Origin of the sequence: Zongyangia hominis (genome assembly GCF_014385095.1) — a bacterium.
Classification (GTDB): Bacteria; Bacillota; Clostridia; order Oscillospirales; family Ruminococcaceae; genus Zongyangia; species Zongyangia hominis.
Map to the genome: position 1 here is coordinate 105140 of NZ_JACRTC010000006.1, position 24001 is coordinate 129140.

Consider the following 24001-nt stretch of genomic DNA (forward strand, 5'->3'; position numbering starts at 1 on the left):
TAGGCTCGTTTCCCCGCATATATATGGGATAGTTTAAAACGGCTGGCGGCGGTCCGGCCCGGCGAAAACAATCGGAGAGGATGGGGGAGAACCATGTTTGTCAAGTCCATTAAAACCAGTAAAAAGAAACTGATCGGTCTGCTCTGCATTGTGCTGGCCGTGGTCTGTCTGGGCATTTGGGCCCTATCAGCCAACAGGGGGATGCAAGCCATGTCAAGTCAAAATTCCAGTTCGTCAAAAGCGGGCGCCATCACCTTTAAAGGCGCCACCAACGAGGAGCGGCTCGATTTCCTCGGCCACTTCGGCTGGCAGGTGGAAAGCGACCCCGCGGAGATCGTGGAATTCGTCATCCCGGCCGAGTTTAACGACACCTATCAAAACTATAACGCCATCCAGAAAAAACAAGGGTTGGACCTGGAAAAATTCAAAGGCAAGACCGCCAAGCGCTACAGTTACACGGTGACCAACTACCCCAACGTCAAAGAGGGCGTGCGCGCGAACCTGGTGGTCTATAAAGACAAAATCATCGCCGGTGACATTTGCAGCTTGGAGCTCGACGGCTTCATGCATGGATTTAGTCCCGACACCATTTCCTGACGTTCCTCCTATCGTCAAAGGGAGAGAGACCGGGGCGCACGCCCCAAGTCCCTCTCCCTTTTTCGCGTTTTCTGTGAAAAATTCGCCTTTGTTTACTGTTTGGCAGTAGAATATCCCGCCGGTATCCGATATAATAACTAGTAAAGAAAGCCTGTGCTCCGCCGAATGCGGAAGGCACCGGATCATCGGTACTTTGCGTTATTCCATCACGGCACAGCGCATCAATCAAAAAAACGGAGGAATTCTCATGCCATATTGCAGCAATTGCGGCGCCAAGCTACCGGAAACGGCGGCTTTTTGCAGCGAATGCGGCGCCAAGGTCGTCCGGGCCGCTCGGGTGGACGCGTCCTCCCCCTCCCCGGGACGGGAAAGCGCCTCCCAACCGGAGGGCTTTGCCTTCGACGCGGACACGCCCCGACGGCGGGACGCCGCCCCCCATGGCTTTGACGGCTTCGATACCCCGCAAACCGGAAAGCAGGCGGGCTTCTCTTTTGACGCCGATCCATCCCGGCCCAAGGATGCCGGAGACGGTTTTGGCGGGTTCCATGTCCCTGACGCCGGCAAACCGGCGGGATTCTCCTTTGACGCGGATTCATCCCGGCCCAAGGACAACGGAGCCTCCGTCGAAGAGGGATTTGACAGCTTTGCGAGCCCCTCACCCAAGTCCTACCGCTCCTTCTTAGACGAAAGGGAGGACTTTTCCTTCACCCCGCCTTCCCGTCCCGCCCCCTCCTTTGACGAGGACGATCTGGACGCCTTTGTAAGCCCCTATGTGGACTATGACGCAACGGTGGAGCCGGGAGCTTCCCGCAAAGCGCCCGCCCGCCGGACAAGCGCCGGTACCGCGCCCCGGACGTCATCCGGCGGGAAAAAGGGGCGCGCTTTAAGCCAACAGCGCTCTCCCAAAAAGAAGCGCCGCACGGGGCTCATAGCGCTGCTGTGCGTGCTGGCGCTGGCAGTGGTCGGCTTTGGCGCCTATCTCTGGATACAAAACAGCGCCACTCCGGAGGAGCTCTACGACCAGGCCGTCCAGCTCATGGCCAAAGGGGAATACAAGGCCGCCTCGGAAAAATTCCTCAAGGTGCTCAAAAAGGAGCCGGAAAATGTGGCCGCCATCCTCAACCTGGCCGACTGTTATGTCAACATGACGGAAAAGGAAAAGGCCGTGGAGCTGCTCCAGGCGGGCTACGCCAAAACCCAGGACGAGCGGATCAAAAAGGCACTGGCAGAACTGGGAATGGAGCCCGCCGCACCGGCGGGCTCCTCTGCGCCGCCGGAAACCACGACCACCGCGCCCCCCGAGACCACGCCGCCGCCCGCCGAGCCCGCGGCCATCGATCTCAGCGACATCCTGTTCGGAGATTTCGCAAGCTATGAGAGTCAGCTGGGACAGCCCAAGGACAAGGAAAGCGTCACCCAGACCTACCCCGACGCCGAGGGCAACGAAACGGAAATTGTGGTTACCACCTACACCTACGACGGGCTCTCCGTTACCACCCAGGACGGCAAGATCGTCACCATGGCCGCCAACTTCGATAAAGACGTCCCGTTTAACGTCCTGGGCATTGGCAAAGGCGCTACCTACAACGATACGCTCAGCGCCCTGGGCACCCCCGAGACGGCGGCCACGGAGGAGGAGTATGACACGCTGGTCTATCTCCCGGAAAACGGCAAGGCAGTCAAATTTTATTTTCGTAACGACACTCTCGCCCACGCCAGCCTCTTCTTAGGCTACTCCCAACAATAAAAAATGCCGTCAAAAAAGAGAACGACTTTCAGTCGTTCCCTTTTGTTTGTGCATGGGACGCAGATTCCTTCGATTCGGATTCCGCCTTCTTTTTTTCACTCTCTTCCCGATGGTCTTCGGCCAGCTTCATGTTGGGATAAATCTTTTCCATCCGCTCGTCGGGGTAATGGGTATCCAAAAAGGTGGAGATGACCCCGGACTCGGCCGCATGCTGCTGCCGGTTGGACCACTGCTTGACGGCGGCCGCCGAGAGGAGAATGTCCAGCGCCAACAGGACGATGACCACATTGGTCAGCGGCACCCCCACCTTCTTGGGAATCTTCTCGATCTGCCGGCTGACCCAGGGCAGGGTGTGCCGGATGAATACAAAGCCCAAGATGCCCCAATAGACCGCGTATTTGAGATTAGTGCGCCCCGCCAGGTTAAACGGGGAGTGACTGTACTCCCAGGACAGGGTGCCGAACACGACCTCCTGGAAAAAGGAGCAGAAAAATTCAAACAGGGCGCCGCCTACGGCGCTAATGACGAAGATGGTCACGCCGCTTGCCTTGCGCAGCCACCACATGAGCAGGGTGAAGAGCACGGCGCCAAACCCATACACGGGGCTAAACGGGCCGTAGATTAAGCCCTGGCGGCTCTCGAAATGGCCCATCTGCACATAGCCCCAGAGCATCTCCACCACGTAGCCCGCCACACAGCCGATGAGGAAAATCCAGACAAATTTATAGATATGCATGCCATAAGCAAAGGGACGCTCCTCCAAGAGCTGGCTGCCCTGAGAGGATACTTCCCCCTGTGTCTTTTCTTTGATCAAGTTGTCAGCCCTCCCTATCCTTCGCATCCTTAAGTATTATAGCATAACCGGCCAAAGAAAATTATTAAGTTTTTTCTACGATTTTCTGTCAATAGCGAAAAGGCCCTCTTTACGGGGACTTCCCGTCGTCTTTTTTGAAGATATTACAAAAAAGCGGGACGCTTTCGCGTCCCGCTTTGTCTTTTTGCAATTTATTCCGCTTCCTCGCTGGCTTTTGCTTCCTCGATGACGGCCGCTTCCAGATTGCCCGGGAGCTGCTCATACCGCGCAAAGGTCAGGGTGTAACTGCCTCTGCCCTGGGTCATGGAGCGCAGAATGGTGGTGAAGTCGAACATCTCGGACATGGGGACCTCGGCCTCCACTTCCTGCATACCGTCTCCCATGGGGTTCATGCCCAGCACCCGGCCCCGGCGCTTGTTGAGTTCGCCGATGATATCGCCGGTGTTGGTGTCGGGGACCAGCGCCTTGAGGGTGCCGATGGGTTCCAGAATGACGGGGCTCGCCTGGGGGATGCCCGCTTTGTAGGCCAGCGTGGCCGCCATTTTAAAGGCCATTTCCGAGGAGTCCACCGGGTGGTAGGAGCCGTCCAAGAGGGTGGCTTTGAGTCCAACCATGGGATACCCGGCCACGGTGCCCTTCTTGATGCAGTCCCGCAGGCCCTTTTCCACCGCCGGGAAGAAGCCCTTGGGCACCGAGCCGCCGAACACCTTCTCTTCAAAGAGGAGGTCCTCGCCGTCATAGGGCTCAAAGCCGATCCAGACATGGCCGTACTGGCCGTGGCCGCCGGTCTGCTTCTTGTGCTTGCCTTCCACCTTGACCTTCTTGCGGATGGTCTCGCGGTAGGCGACCCGGGGACGGACTAAGCCCGCCTCCACGCCGAATTTGGACTTGAGTTTGGAGATAATGACATCCAGGTGCTGCTCGCCCAAACCGGTGAGCACCTGCTGGTGGGTTTCGTTATTCTGTTCGAAGGCGATGGTGGGATCCTCCTCCATCAGCCTGGCGATGCCCTGGGCAATCTTGCCCTCGTCGCCCTTGGCTTTGGCTTTGATGGCCATGGCCAGGGTGGGCAGCGGGAACTGAGTCTTCTCAAAGGAGACCACCCGCTTGGGGTCGCACAGGGAGTCCCCGGTTTTGGCTTCTCCCAGTTTGGTGACGGCGCCGATATCGCCGGCGGCTATGTATTTGGCCTCCTCCTGCTTCTTGCCGCGGACGACGAGCATCTTGCCCAGACGCTCGGGCTGTCCAGTGCGGGCGTTGACCGGGGTGACCTCCGCGGTCAGCTTGCCGGACACCACCTTGAAGTAGGAAAGCTTTCCGACGAAGGGATCGGCCACGGTTTTAAAGACGTAGGCCGCCAGCGGCGCGTTTTCATCGCACTCGATTTCCACCGGCTCGTCGTCTTTGTCCACGGCGATTTCCCCCGCCTTCTCTTTGGCGCTGGGGAGCAGTTCCGCCATGCCGTCGAGCATCAGGTCGATGCCCTCCATGGTCAAGCTGGAGCCGCAGTATACCGGCGCAATCGTGCCCGCTTTGACGCCTTGGGCAATGCCCTCCCGCATCTCTTCGGGGCTAAACTGCTCGCCGGAAAAGTATTTTTCAAAGAGCGCTTCGTCGGTTTCCGCCACCGCTTCGGAGATGGCCGCGATGAGTCCCTCCAACCGGTGACCGATTTCCGGCATGGGAATCTCTTTGGATTTCCCGCCCTCGTATTCATAGGCTTTCATGTCGATGAGGTTCACATAGCAAAGGACCTTCTGGTTGCGGACATAGGGGACCACCACCGGACAGACGGCGGGGCCGAAGGAGGCCTTGAGCTCTTCGAGGACCTTGTAGAAGTCCGCGCTCTCCCGATCCAGCTTACTGACGAAGAACATGGTGGATTTATTTTGCTCTGATGCCAATTTATAGGCTTTTTCCGAGCCAACAGCCACGCCGGATTTTCCCGAAATGGCGATGACGACGCTCTCCGCGGCGCGCACGCCCTCGTAGAAGCCGCCGGCAAAGTCGAACAGTCCCGGAGTGTCGATGATATTGATTTTATAGCCCTCATGCTCTACGGGCAGAATCGAGGTGGATACGGAAGCCTTTCTTTTGATCTCCTCAGGATCAAAGTCGGAAATGGTGTTGCCGTCCTCAATCTTTCCCAGACGGTCGGTCACGCCCGCCTGAAAGAGAAGCGCCTCAGCCAGCGAAGATTTTCCCGCGCTGCCGTGGCCCGCGAAGGCGACGTTTTTGATCCTGTCAGCAGTATACTGTTTCAATGTGAATCTCTCCTTTCCACTTTTGCTCTGTTTCATGGGCAAAGCTCTGATTCAAAAGCCATACGCACAAGAGCGGCGAAGATTTATTGTCTAAATTTGATAAAATTACTCCGCATAATTCTGACTTATCGTGTATATTATACACAAGCCACAGCGATTAATCAATCGAATTTTTGCAAAAAACCTGGTCCCTCCTGCCAAAAACGTTTCCACACCCTTGTGCAATATGTAGAAATCGTCCGCCAGTCCGCTTTTTTCCTGCCAAAACTGCACAAAATCGCCCCCTCTGTCTCTGTCCCTCCTTCGATCTCCGCTATTTTATCAGGATGTAATAAAAGCGGTCCGGCCGCAAAAAAGCCCCGGAGCGACTCCGGGGCTTTGATTATACCTTTTTGATCATATTGAGGATGAGGATGGCCGCCAGCCAGAACACCTGGTAGACCAGGACGGAGAGGACTGTAAGCTGGGCCATGCCGCCGAAGTAGGCGAAGAACACCGCCAGGCCGTAGCCCAGGATGACCGATACGGTCTGGACGATGAGTCCCATGCCGATGGAGCTCTTGATGGCGAAAAGAGAAGAGAGGGTGTCGGTGAGGACCGAGAACTTGCCGGCAAAGGCAATGGAGGCGGGCGCTTTGGGTTTAACCTTCTGCACATCCCGCAGGTCCTCTCTGAGACGGGTGGACAGGATGCTGACAAACTCGATGCCGATGCCGAAGACGGAGGCGATCTTTTCCGCCGTCACGTTGGGGTCGTTGGTGGAAACGAGCAGCACGATATCGTTGTCCACCAGTTCCTCCACCGCGTCCCGGATGTGCTCCAGGGAATTGTAGCTGAGGATGAACATGGCCGTCAGCTCCCCGGAGTTGGAGAGGTAGAGGATCTCCCGGCCGTCCTTGGCGTACCGGTCCTCGTAGTCCTTGGAGGGGATGTCCACCCCGTGGTTGAGCATCAGCTCCCGGTTGCCGATGAGAACCCGTTTGGAGTCCACCCAAGCCGAAAGGCCCATGGCGTCCTCATAAACCAAAGAATCCACCGGTTTGAGGATATCCTGCTTGCCCTCGATGACCTGGAGGAAGACGTCGGCCAGGGTAGTTTCACAGGTGCATACGACACTGGCCGCGTCCAGGATGGCCTCGTCGATCCGGCGCTGTCCGAAGGTCTTGATGCCGTGGAGCATGACCGAGCCCTTGGGGAAAAGCTCCCCGGCCGAGATGACCACCGCGTTTAAGTCCGAAAGCTCCTCGATGGCCCGGTAGCCGGAGATCATGCCGCCCTCCTCGGAGAGGCGCTTGGAGGCCTTGTAGAGGGGGAGATTGGCGATGAACATGGCGGAGAAGGGGGCGCAGATGCAAAGGATGGAACTAAAGATGGTGATGCATTCGAAGGCGTTTTTCTCCATGAAGAAGCAGGAAATGGAGACCACCAGCGCGCCGATGAGGCTGATGGGCGCCAGCACCCGGCTGACGTTGTCGGTGATGTCCTCGCAGTAGGAGTACTCTAAGAAGTTGGAGAGGAAGTGGGTCTTGGCCGAAACCGCAGCGTTGGGTTTGACAATCCCCATGCCCTTGGTCAGCTCAAAGGCGATGTTTTCATCCTCCACCCGGGAGAGGGTGTATTTGTCCCCGTCGGCGGAGACGAGATGGAAGTTCTGCGCCACCCGCCGCACAATGAGCAGTTTGCCGATGGTGTTAAAGAGCAGTCCCAAAATGGCGACCACCGGATAGATGTGGACGTCGGAGGAGGCGAAGCTCTCGGGGGAAATGACGGTGGCCACACAGCCGATGATCACCGAGAGGCTGGCAAGGGCCGTCAGGCTGTCGGAATCCGCCCGGAGTTTAAAAAGGGACAGGATACCGCCACCCACCGTCTGATGGCAGACGATACAACTGATGAAGACTAGCGCCAATTGGCAAATGCCGTAGATCTGAGGGGCGGTGGCGGGGCTGATGGCCGCCGGGATGGGGAGGTTTAAGACCTCCGCCGCCGTCAGGTAGGCGCTGAAGAGGCCCATCAGGGCCACGATACAGATGCGGATAAACAAAGAGGTGTGCAGATTGCTCAGGTCATGAATGACCGAAGGCTTGTCCTCTTTGGAGTGGTAGTCATCGATTTCCTCGGGCACTGCCGGCCCCTCGTATTCTTCGCTCAGATCATTTTCCGGCTCCTCGTCGGAGAACAATACGAAGTCCTGGATCTTTTTTTCCCGGCTCTTTTGCACCTCGTTGTGCTGCTTAATCACCTTGTCATCGATGGTGTGGACCTTCTTGCCGTCCACCACCCGGGTAAATCCGATCTGGGCCGCTTCGTCCTCCTCGGTGAGGAGGGGCTCAAAGCCGGAGGACGCGGTGTTATCCAGGTCAAAGGAGAACCCGCCTGGGGTGTTCTCCGCCGGCCCTGTGGGAGCCGTGGAGCCGGTTGTCCCCGCCGCGTTCACGGGCGCGGTAAACGCCTCTTCCGAGGGATTCTTCTCGCCGTCGGATCCGTTAGAAGCCGTTTTCCTCATTACATCGTCCGCAGGAGCCGTCTTCGCCGGGGCCGCCTTGGCGGCGGGCGACGCTTTTTCCCCGGCCGCGCCTCTCTCATTGGGGCGCACCGCAGTGGCTGCTTTCTCCTCCCCGGTCACACCGGCGGGCGATTCCGCCTGGAAGGAAAAGCCCGCCCCGGACGCCGCCCCTTGATCGGGCGCGTCCTCCCGGGCGAAAGCTGATTGGGCCGCGTCCTTGGCCGCCTCCCCTGTATGTAGGGAAACCGGTGGACGAGGCGCGGCCGGCTCTTTCGCCGGCGCAGAGGAGGGGACGTCCTCCACCGCCACATGGGCCGCTGGGGGCTTTTGCGGCACAAACTCCTTGGAAAAACGGCCGGTAAAGTCCTCCATGGCGGCACGTCTGGCCGCCTGCTCCTCCCTTTCCTTGGCCGGAACCTGCTGCGCCGGGGCTTTGGGGGCGGGAGGGGCCATACGCTCCACAGGAGCGCCCTGGGGCTTTTCGCCCGCCGACGGGCCGTCCGGCTCCCACCGGAAAGGCGCGGGTTCCTGCGCCCCTTTCGAGACGGAAGCCGGGCGCTCCGTCTGGCCGGGAGCCCGGCGGGACGCTTGGCGCTGTCTCTTGCTTTTGACTTCGCTGAGTATATCGTCTACATTGTATTTTTTATCCATGCTTTTGCTCCACTTCCCATTCCTCTGGTTTTGGCCGCACTATTTTGCGCTAATCTGTAGCCGCTGACGGGCCACCTCGTACATCAGGATGCCCGCCGCCACCGATGCGTTGAGGGAGGAAATCTTCCCCCGCATGGGCAGAGATACGATAAAATCGCATTTCTCTCTGATCAGGCGGCTGATGCCGAAGCCCTCCGCCCCGATGACCAACCCCACGCCGCCGGTGTAGTCCTGGGTGCACCACTGGGTGCCGTCCATGTCGGCGCCATAAATCCACACGCCTCGTTTTTTCATCTCGTCGATGGCGGAAGCCAGGTTGGAAACCCGGGCCACCGGTACATATTCGCAGGCCCCGGCCGCCGTCTTATAGACGGTGGAAGTGAGCCCCACGCTGCGCCGCTTGGGGATGACAATCCCATGGGCGCCGCAAGCCTCGGCTGAACGGATGATGGCCCCCAGGTTGTGGGGGTCCTCCAGCTCGTCGCAGATGAGGAGGAAGGGGGCCTCCCCCAGCGCCTCGGCCTTCGCAAAAATGTCGTCGAGTTCAGCGTAATCGTGGGCCGCCACATAGGCCGCCACCCCCTGGTGGTTGACACCCGGGCAGATTTTGTCCAGTTTCTGGGCGGTGGTCTCCCGCACGGGGATGCCCGCGTCTCTGGCCATGGCCACGATTTTGCCGATGCTTCCTTTGGTTTCTCCTGAGAGAATATCTATTTTGTCAATCGTCCTCCCCGACCGCAGAGCCTCCAGGACGGCGTTGCGTCCGGCGACCACATCGGGATGCTGTCTGTCTGTATTTCTGTCTTTTTCCATTGCGTCCTCCCGCCGTCCGGCACCCCGCCGCGGGGTTCAGACGGTTTTCCTTTTTTCGGCGTCTTTTCCGTCGCGGCGATGGGAATTTTCTTCCTTTTCCCGCGCCGGCCGCCCGCCTCCTGCATAAAGCGGAAGACTACGCTTTATTATAGCATAACTTTTCCCAAAGAAAAACCGCTTCTTTCCGCTTTTTCCACCACTTTCGCCCAGCCCTTCCCTTTTCTGTCAAAACAGAAAGAGGGCCAGGGTCCCGCAGGCCACCGCCAGGATGGCCCCGGCCAGCACGGCCAGGCGCTTCCAGCGGTTTTTGAGCCGCCGCTTCTTGCGCTGCGGGACAAAGGGCAGCGCCGCCGACCCCCTGGGCTTGCGGCAGGCCGTGTCGATATAATTGGCCGCCTGCTGGGTAATCTGCGCCTCGCTGTCCCGCACGGCGGTATCTTTGAGGATAAAAATGACCCGCTCGAAATATTCGTTCTCCGGATTGGTTACCTCGACCACCTTTTTGTTGACGCCTTTGAGCATCCGTTCCACCCTCTCCCCCGGCAGTATCCGCCGGAAAAATTCTACCTATATTTTGCGTCAGTTTTTTCCTCGGTATGCACTTCCCCATTTTGGATTTCACGGACCTCCTCCTTTCCCCCTTCCCTGCGATTTTCCAGTTTTCACAAAGGTCAGTGGAAAACCCTGTGGAATATGTGGAAAACAAGGACAAGCACCCCCGAAAAATCCTTCGGCATTCTCCTTTTTTTGAAAATAATGTCCGTGGAAACCGAATGGTGGAAAGAAAATACGCTATAAAAACCAGAATCCTATACATTTTTGCTCTCCATTTTGACTTTTTCCCATGTTCCTGCCAAAATTTCGGGACAACTGGTGAAATGGAGGGAAAAGGATGCTATAATAGAGAAAATTTTCGGAAGGAGGGGGTCATATTGCCCATTTTGGAGGAAATTGCCGTGACGCTTCCCCGCGCCGACCTGGATTTGGACGAAACGCTCGACTGCGGACAATGCTTTCGGTGGGAGCGGCAGGAAGACGGCAGCTACACCGGCATTGTGCGGGGACGGTTTTGCCGGGTGGAGCGCCAAGGGGATCGGGTGCTCTTTCACGGGGTAGACGAGGACGACTTTCAGCGCGTCTGGCGGCCCTATTTTGACCTGGATCGGGACTATGGGTCCCTCAAAGCCCAGTTTTCCTGCGACCCCATTCTTGCAGAGGCGGCCCGATTTGCCCCGGGCATCCGCATCCTGCGCCAGGAGCCTTGGGAGGCGCTGTGCTCCTTTATCCTGAGCCAGAATAACAACATCAAACGGATCAAGGGCTTGGTGGCCCGGCTCTGCGCGCATTTCGGCGACCCGGTGGAGGGCGGTTTCTCCTTCCCTACTCCCGAGCGTCTGGCCCCCCTTTCTCCCGAGGACCTGGCTCCCGTCCGGTGCGGCTTCCGGGCCGGCTATGTGCTGGACGCCGCCCGGAGGGTGGCCTCCGGTCAAATTGACCTGGATGCCGTGGCCGCCATGGACATCGACGACGCCCGGGAGGTCCTTCAGCAGATTCACGGCGTGGGGCCCAAGGTGGCCGAGTGCGCCCTGCTCTACGGTTTCGGCCGGATGGAGTGCTGTCCCATGGACGTGTGGATGAAAAAATGCATCTCCACCCTCTTTCCCTGCGGCCTGCCCCCCTGCTCCCAAGGGGTGGAGGGCATCGCCCAGCAGTATCTGTTCCATTACAGCCGCTGCCATCCGGTGCTATTCCGCTGAGGGCTGTTTTCCCCCAAAAAGGGGGCGATGCCACTTGATGAGACGGCGTTTTCTTTTTCTTGCGGGCTCCAAGAAAAAAAGTGCTGTTTTCCTTGGTTCTTCGGACAAACTATGGTATAATAAAGCCACATTAAGACGTAGGAGAGTGATTCCAATGGCATTAGTAAATACAAAGGAAATGTTTAAAAAAGCTTATGACGGCGGATATGCTGTCGGCGCATTCAACGTCAACAACATGGAAATCGTTCAGGGCATCACCGAGGCCTGCCAGGAGCTGAAAGCTCCGGTGATTCTGCAGGTTTCCGCCGGCGCCCGCAAATATGCCAACCACACCTATCTGGTCAAACTGGTAGAGGCGGCTGTCAAAGAAAACCCCAACATTCCCATTGCTCTGCATCTGGACCACGGCTCTTCCTATGAGCTGTGCAAAGACTGCATCGACGGCGGCTTTACCTCCGTCATGATCGACGGTTCCCACCTTCCCTTTGACGAGAACGTGGAGCTGGCTCACAAGGTCGCGGAGTATGCCCACAAATACAACGTCACCGTTGAAGCAGAGCTCGGCCGTCTGGCCGGCATCGAAGACGCAGTCAACGTCAGCGCGGACGACGCTTCCTACACTAACCCCGCCGAAGTGCAGGAGTTTGTGGAGCGCACCGGCGTCGACTCCTTGGCCATCGCCATCGGCACCAGCCACGGCGCTTACAAGTTTAAACCCGGCCAGAAGCCCCAGCTGCGCTTTGACATCCTGGCAGAGGTCGGCAAGCGTCTGCCAGGCTTCCCCATCGTCCTTCACGGCGCTTCTTCGGTCATCCCCGAGTTTGTGCAGATGATCAACCAGTACGGCGGCCAGATGCCCGACGCCATCGGCATCCCCGAGGACATGCTCCGCGAGGCGGCCAAGATGGCGGTGTGCAAGATCAACGTCGACTCCGACCTGCGTCTTGCCATGACCGGCACCATCCGCAAATACTTCGCTGAGAATCCCAGCCACTTTGACCCGCGGCAGTATCTGGCTCCGGCCCGCACCGCGATCAAGGACATGGTGGCCCACAAGATTAACACCGTGCTCGGCTGCGCTGGCAAAGCATAAAAAAACATTTCTTAGAAAGAAAACCCGGCGGACAAAAGTCCGCCGGGTTTTTTATTGAAAGAACATTATGCAGGTTCATAGCGCGTCATCCCCCACCGGCAGGCGGCGGGCAGGACCCGCAGCCATATGGCGCTGTGGCTTTTTACGTAACATCAACGCGGGGACCGCGACAGTGGCTTCATTTAGGCTCATGGAGCATCGCGGACTTTGTGCGTCCCATGCGTGTTTGTTTTCGCAGCCTCTTCCCCGGCATCCTGTACCGGTAGGCGGCAGAAAGGCGGCCGTTATCAAACGGCCGCCTTTCTGAATAGAGGGGATGGAAGGGATCATGAACGCTTCGGTTCATGGGGGACTATCGAAAAATAGAAGTACACATTAGTTGGGGTCAGGACACCCGGGCAATCCGGGCGGCGATGACGGTGATGTCGTCGTCGTGGTCCTGGGGCTGGCGCTTTTTCGCCTGGGAGATGAGGCGCTGGGTCAGCGCCTCGGCGTCCTTGTTGCCGAAGGTCTCGATCTCGGCCTGAATCCAGTCTTCGTCGGGGACCAGACAGCCGTCGGACACCATGACCAGCATGTCGTTTTCCTTGAGGGTGACACTCTTCTTCTCAAAGCCCACCCCCATCAGGATGCCCGCGGGCAGGGAAGAGCTCTCCACTTTGAGCACCTTGCTGCCTCGCTTGATAAAGGTGGGAGCCGCGCCCGCTTTCATAAACTGGGCGATGCCGGTAAATAAATCGATGGAAGCGATGTCCAGGGTGGCCAGCGACTCCTCGCCGGACTTGATGAGCAGGGAGGAATTGACGAGTTTGAGCGCCGCGTCGTAGTCGATGCCGGCTTTGAGCAGCTGGGAGATGAGTCCCGCCGCCATGGCGCCGTCCACAGCGGCCCGCTTGCCGCTGCCCATGCCGTCGCTGATGATCAGATTGGCCCGGCCCTTGGTGTCCACAAAGCAGTCGCAGGCATCGCCGCAGACCTTGGCCTCCCCGGCATTGTGCTGGGCGATGGACCACTGGGCCACAAAGTTGGGGCTCTCAATAAAGGTGAGCTTGATCATGTCGTCGGCCTCTTGAATGAGGGGGAAGTCAAACTCCCGTTCGCAGACTTCCGACAAATCCATGGCCAAATTCTTCTTCGATATTTTATGCCGCTGCCGGTCCCGGATGGTGACCTCTGCCGTCACCCGGGAGAAGCGGTCCTCGTAACAGTTGACATACAGCGGCTCCAGCTCGTTTTTGCGTATGACCTCCGTGACGCTCTTGACCAGCTCCCCGTCGATGTTGCGGATGTCGTCCATCTCAGAGGCCATGGCGTCGAGCATCATGGACACACCCTCAAACTGGTCGGTGACCACACCCCGAATCTGGGTTACCTTCCGGCCGGCCGCCGCCTCGGTGAGGAAGGCCGTGTAATTCTGATTGATTTCCTCCACCAGCTGGTCGGCCTTGCAGCAGCGCTTGACCATATATTCGGGAATGTCCTCCTTGGTCACCCGGCCCTTCTCTTTGAGGACGAGGACCATGTCGTTAAAGGCGTTGATGGTATCGGTGTATCCGGTCTCGTAGCAAAACGCGTTGAGGCCGCAGTGGGCGCAGACCTTGTCGGCCGCCCGGTTGTAAACGCAGCTGATGTCGCTGGCACTAATTTTGGTCAGCTTGTCCGACACCGCCCGGGTGGTGTCGGCGATGCCGGTGAGGGCGGTGGAGGCAAAGCGGAGCCTGCCCGCCACAATGTTCTTGACGTCCATCAGGCGGTTGGGATCCACCGCGGGGCTCGCCAGCTCCCGGACCGAGGCAAAGGAGGAAGCGGGCAGGAACATAAAGAGAACGGTGGCGCCGAACACCTCATAGAGGGAGGAGTAGACATTGAAGCCCGCGCCGGATACTAAGGCGCTGACGGCGTTGACTACGATAAAGATGCCGCAGGAGGCCACCCGTCCAAAGGAGGCGAAGACGCCCGCCAACAGGCCTCCCAGACCGTAGGACATGACCAGATGCCCGTACTGCTGGCTGATGAGCCCCATAGCGACGCCGGTGGAAATACCGGTGACCGCGCCCCCCGAAGCTCCCAGGGAGAAGGCGGAAACCAGGGTGACCAATACGCAGACCATCCGTCCGATGGAAAACCCGCCGATCTGCATGGAGCCCAGCGCCATGAGCAGGATGCCCATCGAAATCATGAGGCAGGGGGCGCTGGCACTGTAAAAGTCTTTGAGGCTCTTGGAGGAGGCCACCAGGTCCAGCGCTTTCATCAAAAAGTAGGTGGAACCGGCGGCCAGAGCGCCCTCGGCAAAGGCCATGATCATGGAGAACAGGTCCAGCCCCGGCATGGAGAGCACATTGGTGACAAAGAGGGCCGCGAAGGCCACCACACAGGAGAAGACCGCGCTGCGCCGCAGGGTCTTAATCTTGCTCAGTGTCCAGCGGGCGCCGATGACGATGAGGACCGCCACCACGTACTTCATGCTGGATGGGCTGGTGATGGGGACTAGATACCCAATCAGCGTCCCGGCAAAGGCGGCCACCGCGTAGTCGTAAGTCATGGCGGCGGCGAAGGCCACCCCGAAGGGCGCGATGGATTCGATCATCACCGAGTTTGCGAAGACATAGCCCAAAAGAGCCGTCATTAAAAAGAGGAACACCGCCCGGTGCTCTTTGAGGAAGTCGGAGACGCGTCCCGAAACGCCCCCGGCTGTGATGGATGCATTTTTCATTCTTTCGCCCTCCCCATCCGGTTCTATTCTAAAAAATGGTTTCATAGAATGGTAGAATTGTAAATTATTTCCTTTTGTCCACATTATAGCCTGTCCCCGCAAAAAAGGATGTCAGAATCGGACCGATTATTTTGTCTGTTTGTCTCATTTCCACTCTTCCCGAGGCCGGTTTTTGTCTTTTTCACTGAGAATCAACCCCTCCCGGGGATTTTTGCGAAAGATTTCCTTTTCACCGGCGCTTTATTGTGATAAAATAAACAGCATACAAAGACATCAGAGCCATCATGGAAAGGAAGAGATGAAGTGAACTATACATTCTCTGATAAAATGGAGGCTTTGCAGCCCTCGGCCATCCGGGAAATCCTCAAAGCCACCGCCGACCCCAAAATCATTTCCTTTGCGGCGGGCAATCCGGCGCCGGAGGCTTTCCCCTGTGAAGCCATTGAAAAAATCACCGCCGAAATTCTGACCAAGAACCCCATCGGCGCGCTGCAGTATTCCATCTCGGAGGGCTACCCCCCTCTGCGGGACGCGCTCAGAGAGTTGTGCCGCACCCGCTACGGCGTCATCGGAGAAAATGACGATCTCATCATCGTATCGGGCGCCCAGCAGGGCATCGACCTGGTCTGCAAGTGCCTGTGCAACGAGGGAGACACCATCATCGTGGAGGCCCCCAGCTTTGTGGGCGCGCTCAACACCATGCGTTCCTACAATGCCAACCTGGTGGGCGTGGAGATGGACGACGACGGCATCAACATTGAAAAGCTGGAGGAGGCCCTCAAGACAAGCCCCAATGTGAAGTTAATGTACCTCATCCCCAACTTCCAGAATCCCTCCGGCATCACCATGAGCTATGAAAAGAGAAAAGCGGTCTATGAGCTAGCCAAGCAGTACGGCGTCATCATCCTGGAAGACAACCCCTACGGCGATCTGCGCTTCCGGGGCGAGACCATCCCCTCCATCAAGACCCTGGACACCGACGGCCTGGTGGTCTACTGCGGCTCCTTCTCCAAGGTGCTCTCCCCCGGACTGCGGGTGGGCTACTTAGTGGCGGACAAGGGGCTCATGGGCAAGATTGTCGTGGCCAAGCAGTGCACCGACGTCCACACCACCATCCTCAGCCAGATGATCTGCGAGCGGTTCTTGGCCGAGTACGACTTCGAAGAACATGTACAGGGCCTGCGGGACATCTACCGCAAGAAATGCGCCCTGATGATTTCGGAAATTGATCAGAACTTCAGCCCCAACGTGGCCCACACCGATCCCGACGGCGGACTCTTCCTCTGGTGCACCCTGCCCGAGGGCAGCGATATGCCCGGCTTCTGCAAGCGGGCGGTGGAGCACGGCGTGGCCATGGTGCCCGGTAACGCCTTCACCGCCAAGGCATCTGACCCCACCTTCTCCTTCCGCATGAACTTCTCCACCCCCACCGACGAGAAAATCGTGGAGGGCTGTCGGATTCTGGGCCAGCTGACCAAAGAAATGTTCTAAAAGGAGCTTTGAGCCATGAGTGAAACCATCCAGCCGGTGCAGGAAAACAAACCGGCGCGCAAAAAGGTGATCTTTTCGGGCATCCAGCCCACCGGCGTCATGACGCTGGGCAACTACCTGGGCGCCATCAAAAACTGGGTGACCCTACAAGAGGAATATCACTGTGTCTATTCCATCGTCAATATGCACGCCATCACCGTGCGGCAGGACCCGCAGAAGCTCCGGCAGAACACTCTGGAAGCCTATGCCCTCATCCTGGCCTGCGGCATCGACCCAGAAAAATCCATCGCCTTCATCCAAAGCCATGTGAAGACCCACGCGGAGCTGACCTGGGTGCTCAACTGCTTCACCCAGTTCGGCGAGCTTTCCCGCATGACCCAGTTTAAGGACAAATCCGCCCGGTACGCCGACAACATCAACGCCGGCCTCTTCGACTATCCGGTACTGATGGCGGCGGACATTCTCCTTTATCAGGCGGATTTGGTGCCGGTGGGCATCGACCAAAAGCAGCATCTGGAGCTGAGCCGGGACATCGCCCAGCGCTTTAACGGCGTCTACGGCAACGTCTTCACCGTCCCCGACGCCTACATCCCCAAGGCGGGGGCCAAGATCATGTCCCTCTCCGAACCCACCAAAAAGATGTCCAAGTCGGACTCCAATCCAAACGCCTTCATCTCCATTCTCGATAAGCCTGAACAGATCATCAAGAAGTTTAAACGGGCGGTCACCGATTCAGAGATGGAAGTGGCCTACCGGGAGGGCAAGGACGGCATCAACAACCTGATGACCATTTACAGCGTGGTCACCGGCAAGAGCTTCGACGAAATCCAGAACGAATTTGCCGGGAAGGGCTACGGGGACTTCAAGGTGGCCGTCGGCGAGGCGGTGGCCGAACATCTGCGCCCGGTGCGGGAAAAGTTCGACGCTCTCATCAAAGACAAAGCCTATCTGGAAGAGTGCTACGCCAAGGGAGCGGAACGAGCCCTCGCCATCTCCCAGCGGACGCTGGACAAAGTCTATAAAAAGGTCGGCTTCCTCAAATAAGCCGGCTTTCCGCGGATGGCCCCCTTTTCGGGGTGCACAGAAATATATCGCAAAGGAAAGAGGTTCCCTGCCCATCGGCAGGGAACCTCTTTTGGTTGCAGATTTTCTTGCAACGCGGGCATCGCATTCACGGTCAACACGGGCCCAGTGCGTGTCCTTCCCCACCAGCAAGCAGCTATAACGCGGGCACCGCACCATACGGTCAACATGGGCCCATTGTGCGTCCTCCTCCACCGGCAGGTGGGCGGGCAGGGCCCGCGGCCATATCGCGTTTGGGCTTTCCACGTAACATGATCTCGGCGCCGCGGCGGCGGTACCATTCTAGATCGTGCCGCGCCATAGACTTTGCGCGTCCCATGTATATTTGTTTTCGCAGCCTCTTCCCTGGCATCCCCCGGCAAGCAGCTGTAACGCGGGCACCGCACCATACGGTCAACACGGGCCCATTGCGCGTCCTCCTCCACCGGCAGGTGGGCGGGCAGGGCCCGCGGCCATATCGCGTTTGGGCTTTCCACGTAACATGATCTCGGCGCCGCGGCGGCGGTACCATTCTAGATCGTGCCGCGCCATAGACTTTGCGCGTCCCATGTATATTTGTTTTCGCAGCCTCTTCCCTGGCATCCCCCGGCAAGCAGCTGTAACGCGGGCACCGCACCATACGGTCAACACGGGCCCATTGCGCGTCCTCCTCCACCGGCAGGTGGCGGTAGGTTGTCAGTGGAGCATGAGCTGGACGGTGAGGGCGCTCATCAAAAACCCGGTCAGGTCGCCGGTGAGGGAGCTGACCAGGGTGTGGCGGGTCCGGCTGACCTTGGTCACGCCGTAATAGACGGCGATGGTGTAAAAGGTGGTCTCGGTGGAGCCCTGCATGACGCTGGCCACCTGACCGATGAGGCTGTCGGGGCCGTAGGTTTTCAGAATGTCCTGGAAGACCGCCAGGGCGCCGGAGCCGGAGATGGGCCGCACGATGGCCAAGGGCACCACTTCGGGGGGCACTTGGGCAAGACTGGCCACGGGACGCAGGGCCGCGGTGAGCATGTCGAGGGCCCCGGACGCCTTAAACATACCGATGGCGGTCATCAGGCCAATCAGGGCGGGCAGCACGGTGGCAGCGGTGCCAAAGCCCTCCTTGGCCCCTTCGATGAAGACGTCGAACACCTTAACGCCCCGAATGAGAGCATAGACGATGATGATGACAATAACTGCGGGAATGATGTAATCGCTCAGAGCCGCTCCCTCCTTCCTTAGGCCGCGCCTTTGAGATGCACGATCTTTTTCTTTTCTCCCTTTCCCTGCTGAGGACGGCCCTTGGGACGGGTAAACATGCCGAAAAACCGGGCGGCCAGCAGTGCCACCACAATGGAGGAAAGCGACGTCACCCAGACGGCGGGCAGAATATCCAGCGGCGCTTTAGCCCCCATCTCCAAACGAAGCGCCGCAATGGTGGTGGGAATGAGCTGGAGAGAGGCGGTGTTGAGGACCACAAAGGTGACCATGTGATCGCTGGCCATGGTTTTGTCCGGCGAGAGCTTTTCCAATTCCCGCATAGCCGCCATGCCAAGGGGAGTGGCCGCGTTGCCAAGGCCCAAGAGGTTGGCCGCCATGTTCATACAGATGGCCTTGGCCGCCTTGGACTTTTGATCCAAGCCCTTAAAGATGTGCTTGTTGATAGGGGAAAAGAGCTTGGCCAGGCCGTCGGTGATTCTGCATTCGTCCGCCACCTTCATGAGCCCGCTCCACAGACACATGGTTCCCAGCAGGGTAATGACCAGTTTAACCGCCTCCGAACAGGAGCTGATCGCCGCCTGGGAAACTTGTGGCATCCGCCCTGTCAGCGCCCCAAAGAGAAAAGATAAGCCTATCATGACACAAAATATCCAGGTCATCATGATAATTACCCCCCATATGTAGGAATTTTTCTTTTATTTTTATAAGTTTTGTCCAAAAACTGTCCCGTCTTTCTTTCATCTACAATGCAGTTGTATGAACAACAATCAGAACTTTTTCAAAAAAAACGTTGTAATTATTTGACAATTTTACAAAAATCAGCTATATTTAAGAGGCAGGCAATGCAAAAAATATCGAAATCGGCGTATTCTATGTCTAAAGGGAGGTATTTGCAATGAAATCAACCGGTATTGTACGTAAGGTTGACGAACTGGGTCGAATTGTTCTGCCCATCGAGCTCCGCAGAACACTGGACATCAACGAAAGAGACGCACTTGAAATTTATGTGGACACCAACCAAATTATTCTCAAAAAGTATGAACCCGCGTGTATCTTCTGCAACAATGCTAGCGATGTTGTCACCTTTAAAGGTAAAAACATCTGCAAAAGCTGTCTGGCCGAACTGAAAAAATAATTCGGTCCTTGTCTTTCTTCCCTTTGTATGATGGACAGAGGGATTCATTTTCGTCAATGCAAAAAGGCCCCCTTCCAAACGAAGGGGGCCTTTCCTTATGCCGTCGTTTACGGACGGATTTCTTCATTGTAATCGGCTACGTCCACCACCGGGGCATCGGAATGGACCGGCGCCTCATAGGCTTTAGTCGCCTCCATCTCCTTGCTGCGGCCCAGCTGGATCAGATACCGGGCGTAAATCGCCGTGGCGCAGCTGAGATAAGGCGCCACATATAAAACCGGCACCATCAGGATGCACAGAATGAACCAGGGCAGGAAGGAGAGAAAAAAGCCGAACAGCCGGAACCGGTGTTCCCAAGTGTATTTGAGGGAAGCGCGGATCGCTTCGCTCACTTTCACTTCCGGACCCTCCGCGAAAAGATAAAACGCCAACAGATATTTGCTCAATGTCGTCAACAGGAAGACAGTCCCCAATAAGAAGAGGACCAGCCCCGACAGGATACCGGTAATGGCCAGGGCTTTGCCGGTATTTCCCTCCACCCGCCGGAGGGTTTGGACACCCCAATAGAGGATGAGCGCGCCGGGCCCTGTGAGGAAGGCCGTCCAGATGGCGGAACGGATGGTGATATTGAAGGAGAGCCAGATGCTTTTCCAATAGGTCTTCATAGAAGAAAACATGGCAAAGATGGAGGAAATTTCGGGACTTTCCCCGCCGGTGATGCGGTAATACCATTGAAGAACCCCAATGGACAAAGGCGCCAGCACCAAAAAGGAGAGAAGCAGCATGGCGCCGGATAGGGCCAGGCGGGTCACACTGATCGCTTCCGGGGCATAGCCGTCCAGGAACAGCAGCTCCCGAAAGGTGTGCATGCCCAGCGCCACCGAAATCACCGATTCAAAAAGGGCGAACAGCACCCCCACCGCCAGCATGATCATGAGAATGCAGACAGCCTTCCCCCAATTGTTGCACAGCGCCGATCTCGCGTCGCGTTTGATCTTTCTTCTCAGCATTTTTTCTTCCACCGCGCGTCGGCTTCCTTCGCGCTTCCCCTTTCCGTCATTTGCCCGGACCCCATATGTCCGGACGAGTCCCCCGTCCGCGCCCTCTGTCGGGGGCGTCCCGGAACATGGGATCAACTTTAGTATTCCACGCCTTTGCGAGCGGTAATCCCCTTTTGGTAAGGATGCCGCACACATTTGATCTCGGAAATATAGTCGCATTTTGCCGCCACCGCTTCCGACGGGTTGCGCCCGGTGAGAACCAGCTCCGTCACCGGCGCTTTGTCCCGCAAAAGGCGCTGGAGGCTCTCGTCCTCCAGCATGCGGCAGTTGACCGCGTCGAGCACCTCGTCCAGGACGATGAGCCCATAGTCCCCGCTTTGGGCGGCGCAGAGCACCTCCGCAAAGCAGCGCCGCACCGCCTCTTGGCAGCTTGCAAACTCTTCTGTATCCATCTGCCAGGTGAACTTGTCCGCTTTGGGGGTGTGGCCCGTCTCAACTCCCAGCTTTTGCAGGCTCATAACCTCGCTGCTCTCCCCACTTTTGAGAAACTGGAAAAACAGCACCCGTCTTCCCGCACCCGCCATCCGCGCGCACAGGCCCACGGCGGCAGTGGTCTTCCCCTTGCCGTCGCCGATATACAGATGGTTCATGCCATAGATTTGTTCCGCCATGCCGCCGCCTCCTATTCGTCCAGTGTGATAAATGGATCCAATGCCCCTGCGTTGGATCCGATCCGCTCCCCCTTAGGCACCACATCGAACACCTCGAAGCAGCGGTCCCGCATCCACATTTGAGGGGTCATGACGATGGTGAAGCCCCGGCCGTTGCCCACGGCGTAGTCTATGGGCTCCCGTTTGGGAACGCCCACGCCGGAGAGTAGATTCATGATGACCCCGCCGTGGGTGATGACGGCGGCGGAGGTCACTTTCTGCTTCATCATGTCCTGAAAGACATCATGAATGCCCAGAATAATTCTTTTCATAAATTCGCCGCCGTTTTCCCCGCCCGGCACGGTGCCCTGGAGGCCCCCGGTAACCCAACGGCGGAAGTCCTCGTTGTCTTTGAGCTCCTCCATGGTCTTGCCTTCAAAATCGCCGAAATCGTACTCGGCAAAGGCCTCCATTACCTGGGTGAAGCTGTCGGGATAGAGCACTTCGGCCGTCTGGCGGCAGCGCAGCAAGGGGCTGACATAGACCTTTTGTACCACCGGATACTCGTAAGTATCCCGTAGCGTCCGCAATTCTTCCATCCCTTCGCCGCACACCGGCGTATCGGTGCGGCCGATGTAGCGGCCGGCCTGGTTTGCCTCGGTGAGGCCGTGACGGATCAAATGGATCTTGTAAGTTATCATAGATTTTTCACCTAACACTTATTTATTTTTACAAAACGACGTTTTCCTTCGCAAAATGCCTTTACAAAAGGTATCCCTTGTAATATAATTTACTATACGTATTGGTAGGATGAGATGAACTCAGTGAGGAGGGGATTTCCGGTGAATGCCGATTTTCCGAGAATATTGACATTGCTTCGGAAAGAACGTGGAATCAGTCAGAAAATGGCTGCCGGAGACCTTGGCATATCCCAGGCGCTGCTTTCCCATTATGAAAAGGGCATCCGGGAATGTGGCCTTGATTTTGTAATCCGCTGTGCGGACTACTACCATGTGTCCTGTGACTATCTGCTGGGGCGCTCGCCCGACCGCAATGGGGCCAAGCTCTCGGTGGAGGACATCCCCGATCCCGACGCTATGGGCAAGGAAAATCAGATCAAGGGAAGCATTCTCCCTACCCTCAACAAAAAGCTGCTGGCCAACTCCCTCAACATTCTCTTTGACATGGTTTCCTTAACCAAGAATAAGACGGTGGTCAGCGAAGTTTCCACCTACCTGATGTTGGCGGTGTACAAGATGTTCCGCTGTCTTTACAGCGCCAATCCCAGGAACCAGGCCGGGCTCTTCACCGTGCCCAAGTCCATGGCCCGGGATGTGGCCGACGCGGCCATGAAAACCTGCGAAGCCAAACTCCAAGCCTGCGTGGAAAACGACGCGGTGGGAGATGTGATGCCGCTGGAAAGCGTGGAGCCGCTGAGCCTGACAACGGAGGAAATTTCCCGGCGCTATCCCATGTTCGCCTCTTCCCTTTTAAATCTCATCCAAAATTCCGAGCATCGGATTCAAGGCGACAAAAAATAGGTCCTTTTCCTATTTTACCATCTTCTCCCGGGAAAATAAAGTTCCCCTCCGCCTTTTAACGATTTGTCCATAAATCTTTTATCTTTAAAAGCCCCGGCCTAGTAGGCCGGGGCTTTTTTGTGCGGCTTCTTTTTATACCGGAATGTTGCTGGGGGAAACGCGGTTATTTTGCCACCGGCGTCACCACCACTTTTCCATCCTGGTCCAAGAGAGGCGAAAAGCCCCCCGCGTAACCGCTTGCGTGCCAGATGTAATGGACGCCTGTTTCTCTATCCACCCATATTTCCATCACCGTCATCATTCCCTGCGCGTATACTTTTTCAAAACGGTCTCCTGTCATGATTTTTCCTCCCTTATTTTCTTTCGCGTCTTGGAAACCGGCATCCACCGGATACTTTTGCGTCGGCCAGCCTGCGTCGGCATGGAGCCCAAGGGGCCATGCTGGGGCAGGATGCAAATTCCGCGCCGCCTATGTACCGCGGTAAAGCCCCGTTTTTTTAAGCCGGGGCTTTACCGCGCTTACTGTCTCACGAGAGGATTGTCTCAGGCGAGCTTTTGCATGGAAAAAGCGCCGAAGAGAAGCACCGCAATGCCGATGCCCGCCCAGCCCACACTGCCGGTGAGCAGGAGATTGCCCAAGGAGCCGAGAAGGCAAATGAGGGAGAGAATCCAGGCCGCCAGATTTCGCATGGCCGATTCCTCCTTGGCCAGCAGGTTCCATAAGGTGATGAGCGCCGCCGCCACCGACAGGCAAGCGATGATTGGCGGGAGGACGGCCCCCATGCCGAAGATCTGGAAATTAAAGTAGGAAAAAGTCTTCTCCACCGTCTCGGTGGGGCTGGTGGCAAAGGTGAGTACGGCGCTGGTGGGCAGCGCCATGAGCACAATGGCCGCTGCCAGCAACAACAGGGATAAAAGCGTCTTCTTTTTTCTTACCTCCATGTTTTTTCCATCCTC

At 57.3% G+C, this 24001-nt stretch carries 21 protein-coding genes; 8 read left to right on the forward strand and 13 right to left on the reverse strand.

Annotated features, from left to right (window positions below; translation table 11 throughout):
• The first annotated feature begins 93 nt into the window (after window positions 1-93).
• Together H8709_RS09310 and H8709_RS09315 are read left to right on the forward strand one after the other, a co-directional pair.
• Window positions 94-597, forward strand: coding sequence for a DUF4830 domain-containing protein (locus H8709_RS09310; protein ID WP_262398105.1), 504 nt, complete (start codon window positions 94-96; stop codon window positions 595-597).
• Between the two features lie 247 nt (window positions 598-844).
• Window positions 845-2344 (forward strand): tetratricopeptide repeat protein, encoded by a 1500-nt coding sequence (locus tag H8709_RS09315; RefSeq protein WP_262398106.1) that lies wholly within the window; start codon window positions 845-847, stop codon window positions 2342-2344.
• A 28-nt stretch (window positions 2345-2372) separates the two neighbouring features.
• Here the strand turns inward: H8709_RS09315 and H8709_RS09320 are convergent, their stop codons facing one another.
• The 5 genes from H8709_RS09320 to H8709_RS09340 form a co-directional block, all read right to left on the reverse strand.
• A complete protein-coding gene (locus H8709_RS09320; protein ID WP_262398107.1) occupies window positions 2373-3158 on the reverse strand; it encodes a putative ABC transporter permease in 786 nt (261 codons plus the stop codon).
• A gap of 191 nt (window positions 3159-3349) precedes the next feature.
• Window positions 3350-5458: an elongation factor G gene (locus H8709_RS09325; RefSeq protein ID WP_392391675.1), complete on the reverse strand. Its 2109-nt coding sequence runs from the start codon at window positions 5456-5458 to the stop codon at window positions 3350-3352.
• A 346-nt stretch (window positions 5459-5804) separates the two neighbouring features.
• A complete protein-coding gene (locus tag H8709_RS09330; RefSeq protein ID WP_262398109.1) occupies window positions 5805-8579 on the reverse strand; it encodes a hypothetical protein in 2775 nt (924 codons plus the stop codon).
• A gap of 39 nt (window positions 8580-8618) precedes the next feature.
• Window positions 8619-9392: a 23S rRNA (guanosine(2251)-2'-O)-methyltransferase RlmB gene (rlmB, locus tag H8709_RS09335; RefSeq protein ID WP_262398110.1), complete on the reverse strand. Its 774-nt coding sequence runs from the start codon at window positions 9390-9392 to the stop codon at window positions 8619-8621.
• A gap of 225 nt (window positions 9393-9617) precedes the next feature.
• Window positions 9618-9923 (reverse strand): hypothetical protein, encoded by a 306-nt coding sequence (locus H8709_RS09340; protein WP_262398111.1) that lies wholly within the window; start codon window positions 9921-9923, stop codon window positions 9618-9620.
• A gap of 401 nt (window positions 9924-10324) precedes the next feature.
• On the opposite strand from H8709_RS09340, the gene H8709_RS09345 reads away from it, so the two are divergent.
• Both H8709_RS09345 and fba read left to right on the forward strand, forming a co-directional pair.
• Window positions 10325-11149, forward strand: a complete 825-nt coding sequence (locus tag H8709_RS09345) for a DNA-3-methyladenine glycosylase family protein (RefSeq protein ID WP_262398112.1) — start codon at window positions 10325-10327, stop codon at window positions 11147-11149.
• Between the two features lie 154 nt (window positions 11150-11303).
• On the forward strand, window positions 11304-12242 hold the full coding sequence (gene fba, locus H8709_RS09350) for a class II fructose-1,6-bisphosphate aldolase (RefSeq protein ID WP_262398113.1): 939 nt from the start codon (window positions 11304-11306) through the stop codon (window positions 12240-12242).
• A 385-nt stretch (window positions 12243-12627) separates the two neighbouring features.
• Here the strand turns inward: fba and H8709_RS09355 are convergent, their stop codons facing one another.
• Window positions 12628-14955 carry a SpoIIE family protein phosphatase gene (locus tag H8709_RS09355; RefSeq protein ID WP_262398114.1) on the reverse strand — a complete coding sequence of 776 codons (2328 nt, stop codon included), beginning with the start codon at window positions 14953-14955 and terminating at the stop codon, window positions 12628-12630.
• 303 nt (window positions 14956-15258) lie between these two features.
• Between H8709_RS09355 and H8709_RS09360 the strand changes: the two genes are divergently transcribed.
• A complete protein-coding gene (locus H8709_RS09360; RefSeq protein WP_262398115.1) occupies window positions 15259-16446 on the forward strand; it encodes an aminotransferase-like domain-containing protein in 1188 nt (395 codons plus the stop codon).
• Window positions 16447-16461: 15 nt separating this feature from the next.
• Entirely contained in the window at window positions 16462-17490 is a 1029-nt protein-coding gene (trpS, locus tag H8709_RS09365; protein WP_262398116.1) for a tryptophan--tRNA ligase, read from the forward strand.
• Window positions 17491-18204: 714 nt separating this feature from the next.
• Here trpS and H8709_RS09370 read toward each other — a convergent pair.
• Both H8709_RS09370 and H8709_RS09375 read right to left on the reverse strand, forming a co-directional pair.
• Window positions 18205-18648, reverse strand: coding sequence for a spore maturation protein (locus H8709_RS09370; RefSeq protein WP_262398117.1), 444 nt, complete (start codon window positions 18646-18648; stop codon window positions 18205-18207).
• An 86-nt stretch (window positions 18649-18734) separates the two neighbouring features.
• Entirely contained in the window at window positions 18735-19376 is a 642-nt protein-coding gene (locus H8709_RS09375; protein ID WP_262398118.1) for a nucleoside recognition domain-containing protein, read from the reverse strand.
• Window positions 19377-19612: 236 nt separating this feature from the next.
• Here H8709_RS09375 and H8709_RS09380 point away from each other — a divergent pair, with 236 nt between their 5' ends.
• Complete coding sequence (locus tag H8709_RS09380; protein ID WP_262398119.1) at window positions 19613-19852, forward strand: AbrB/MazE/SpoVT family DNA-binding domain-containing protein; 240 nt, start codon at window positions 19613-19615, stop codon at window positions 19850-19852.
• Between the two features lie 107 nt (window positions 19853-19959).
• Here the strand turns inward: H8709_RS09380 and H8709_RS09385 are convergent, their stop codons facing one another.
• From H8709_RS09385 to H8709_RS09395, 3 genes are all read right to left on the reverse strand, one after another.
• Window positions 19960-20874 carry a DUF975 family protein gene (locus tag H8709_RS09385; RefSeq protein WP_262398120.1) on the reverse strand — a complete coding sequence of 305 codons (915 nt, stop codon included), beginning with the start codon at window positions 20872-20874 and terminating at the stop codon, window positions 19960-19962.
• A 116-nt stretch (window positions 20875-20990) separates the two neighbouring features.
• Window positions 20991-21524 (reverse strand): cob(I)yrinic acid a,c-diamide adenosyltransferase, encoded by a 534-nt coding sequence (locus tag H8709_RS09390; protein WP_262398121.1) that lies wholly within the window; start codon window positions 21522-21524, stop codon window positions 20991-20993.
• 11 nt (window positions 21525-21535) lie between these two features.
• Window positions 21536-22204 carry a histidine phosphatase family protein gene (locus tag H8709_RS09395; protein ID WP_262398122.1) on the reverse strand — a complete coding sequence of 223 codons (669 nt, stop codon included), beginning with the start codon at window positions 22202-22204 and terminating at the stop codon, window positions 21536-21538.
• A 141-nt stretch (window positions 22205-22345) separates the two neighbouring features.
• On the opposite strand from H8709_RS09395, the gene H8709_RS09400 reads away from it, so the two are divergent.
• Window positions 22346-23044, forward strand: a complete 699-nt coding sequence (locus H8709_RS09400; RefSeq protein ID WP_262398123.1) for a helix-turn-helix domain-containing protein — start codon at window positions 22346-22348, stop codon at window positions 23042-23044.
• 163 nt (window positions 23045-23207) lie between these two features.
• On the opposite strand, the gene H8709_RS09405 is transcribed toward H8709_RS09400, so the two are convergent.
• Both H8709_RS09405 and H8709_RS09410 read right to left on the reverse strand, forming a co-directional pair.
• On the reverse strand, window positions 23208-23384 hold the full coding sequence (locus tag H8709_RS09405) for a DUF6440 family protein (RefSeq protein ID WP_262398124.1): 177 nt from the start codon (window positions 23382-23384) through the stop codon (window positions 23208-23210).
• Window positions 23385-23587: 203 nt separating this feature from the next.
• Window positions 23588-23986, reverse strand: a complete 399-nt coding sequence (locus H8709_RS09410) for a hypothetical protein (RefSeq protein ID WP_262398125.1) — start codon at window positions 23984-23986, stop codon at window positions 23588-23590.
• Between the last annotated feature and the right edge of the window lie 15 nt (window positions 23987-24001).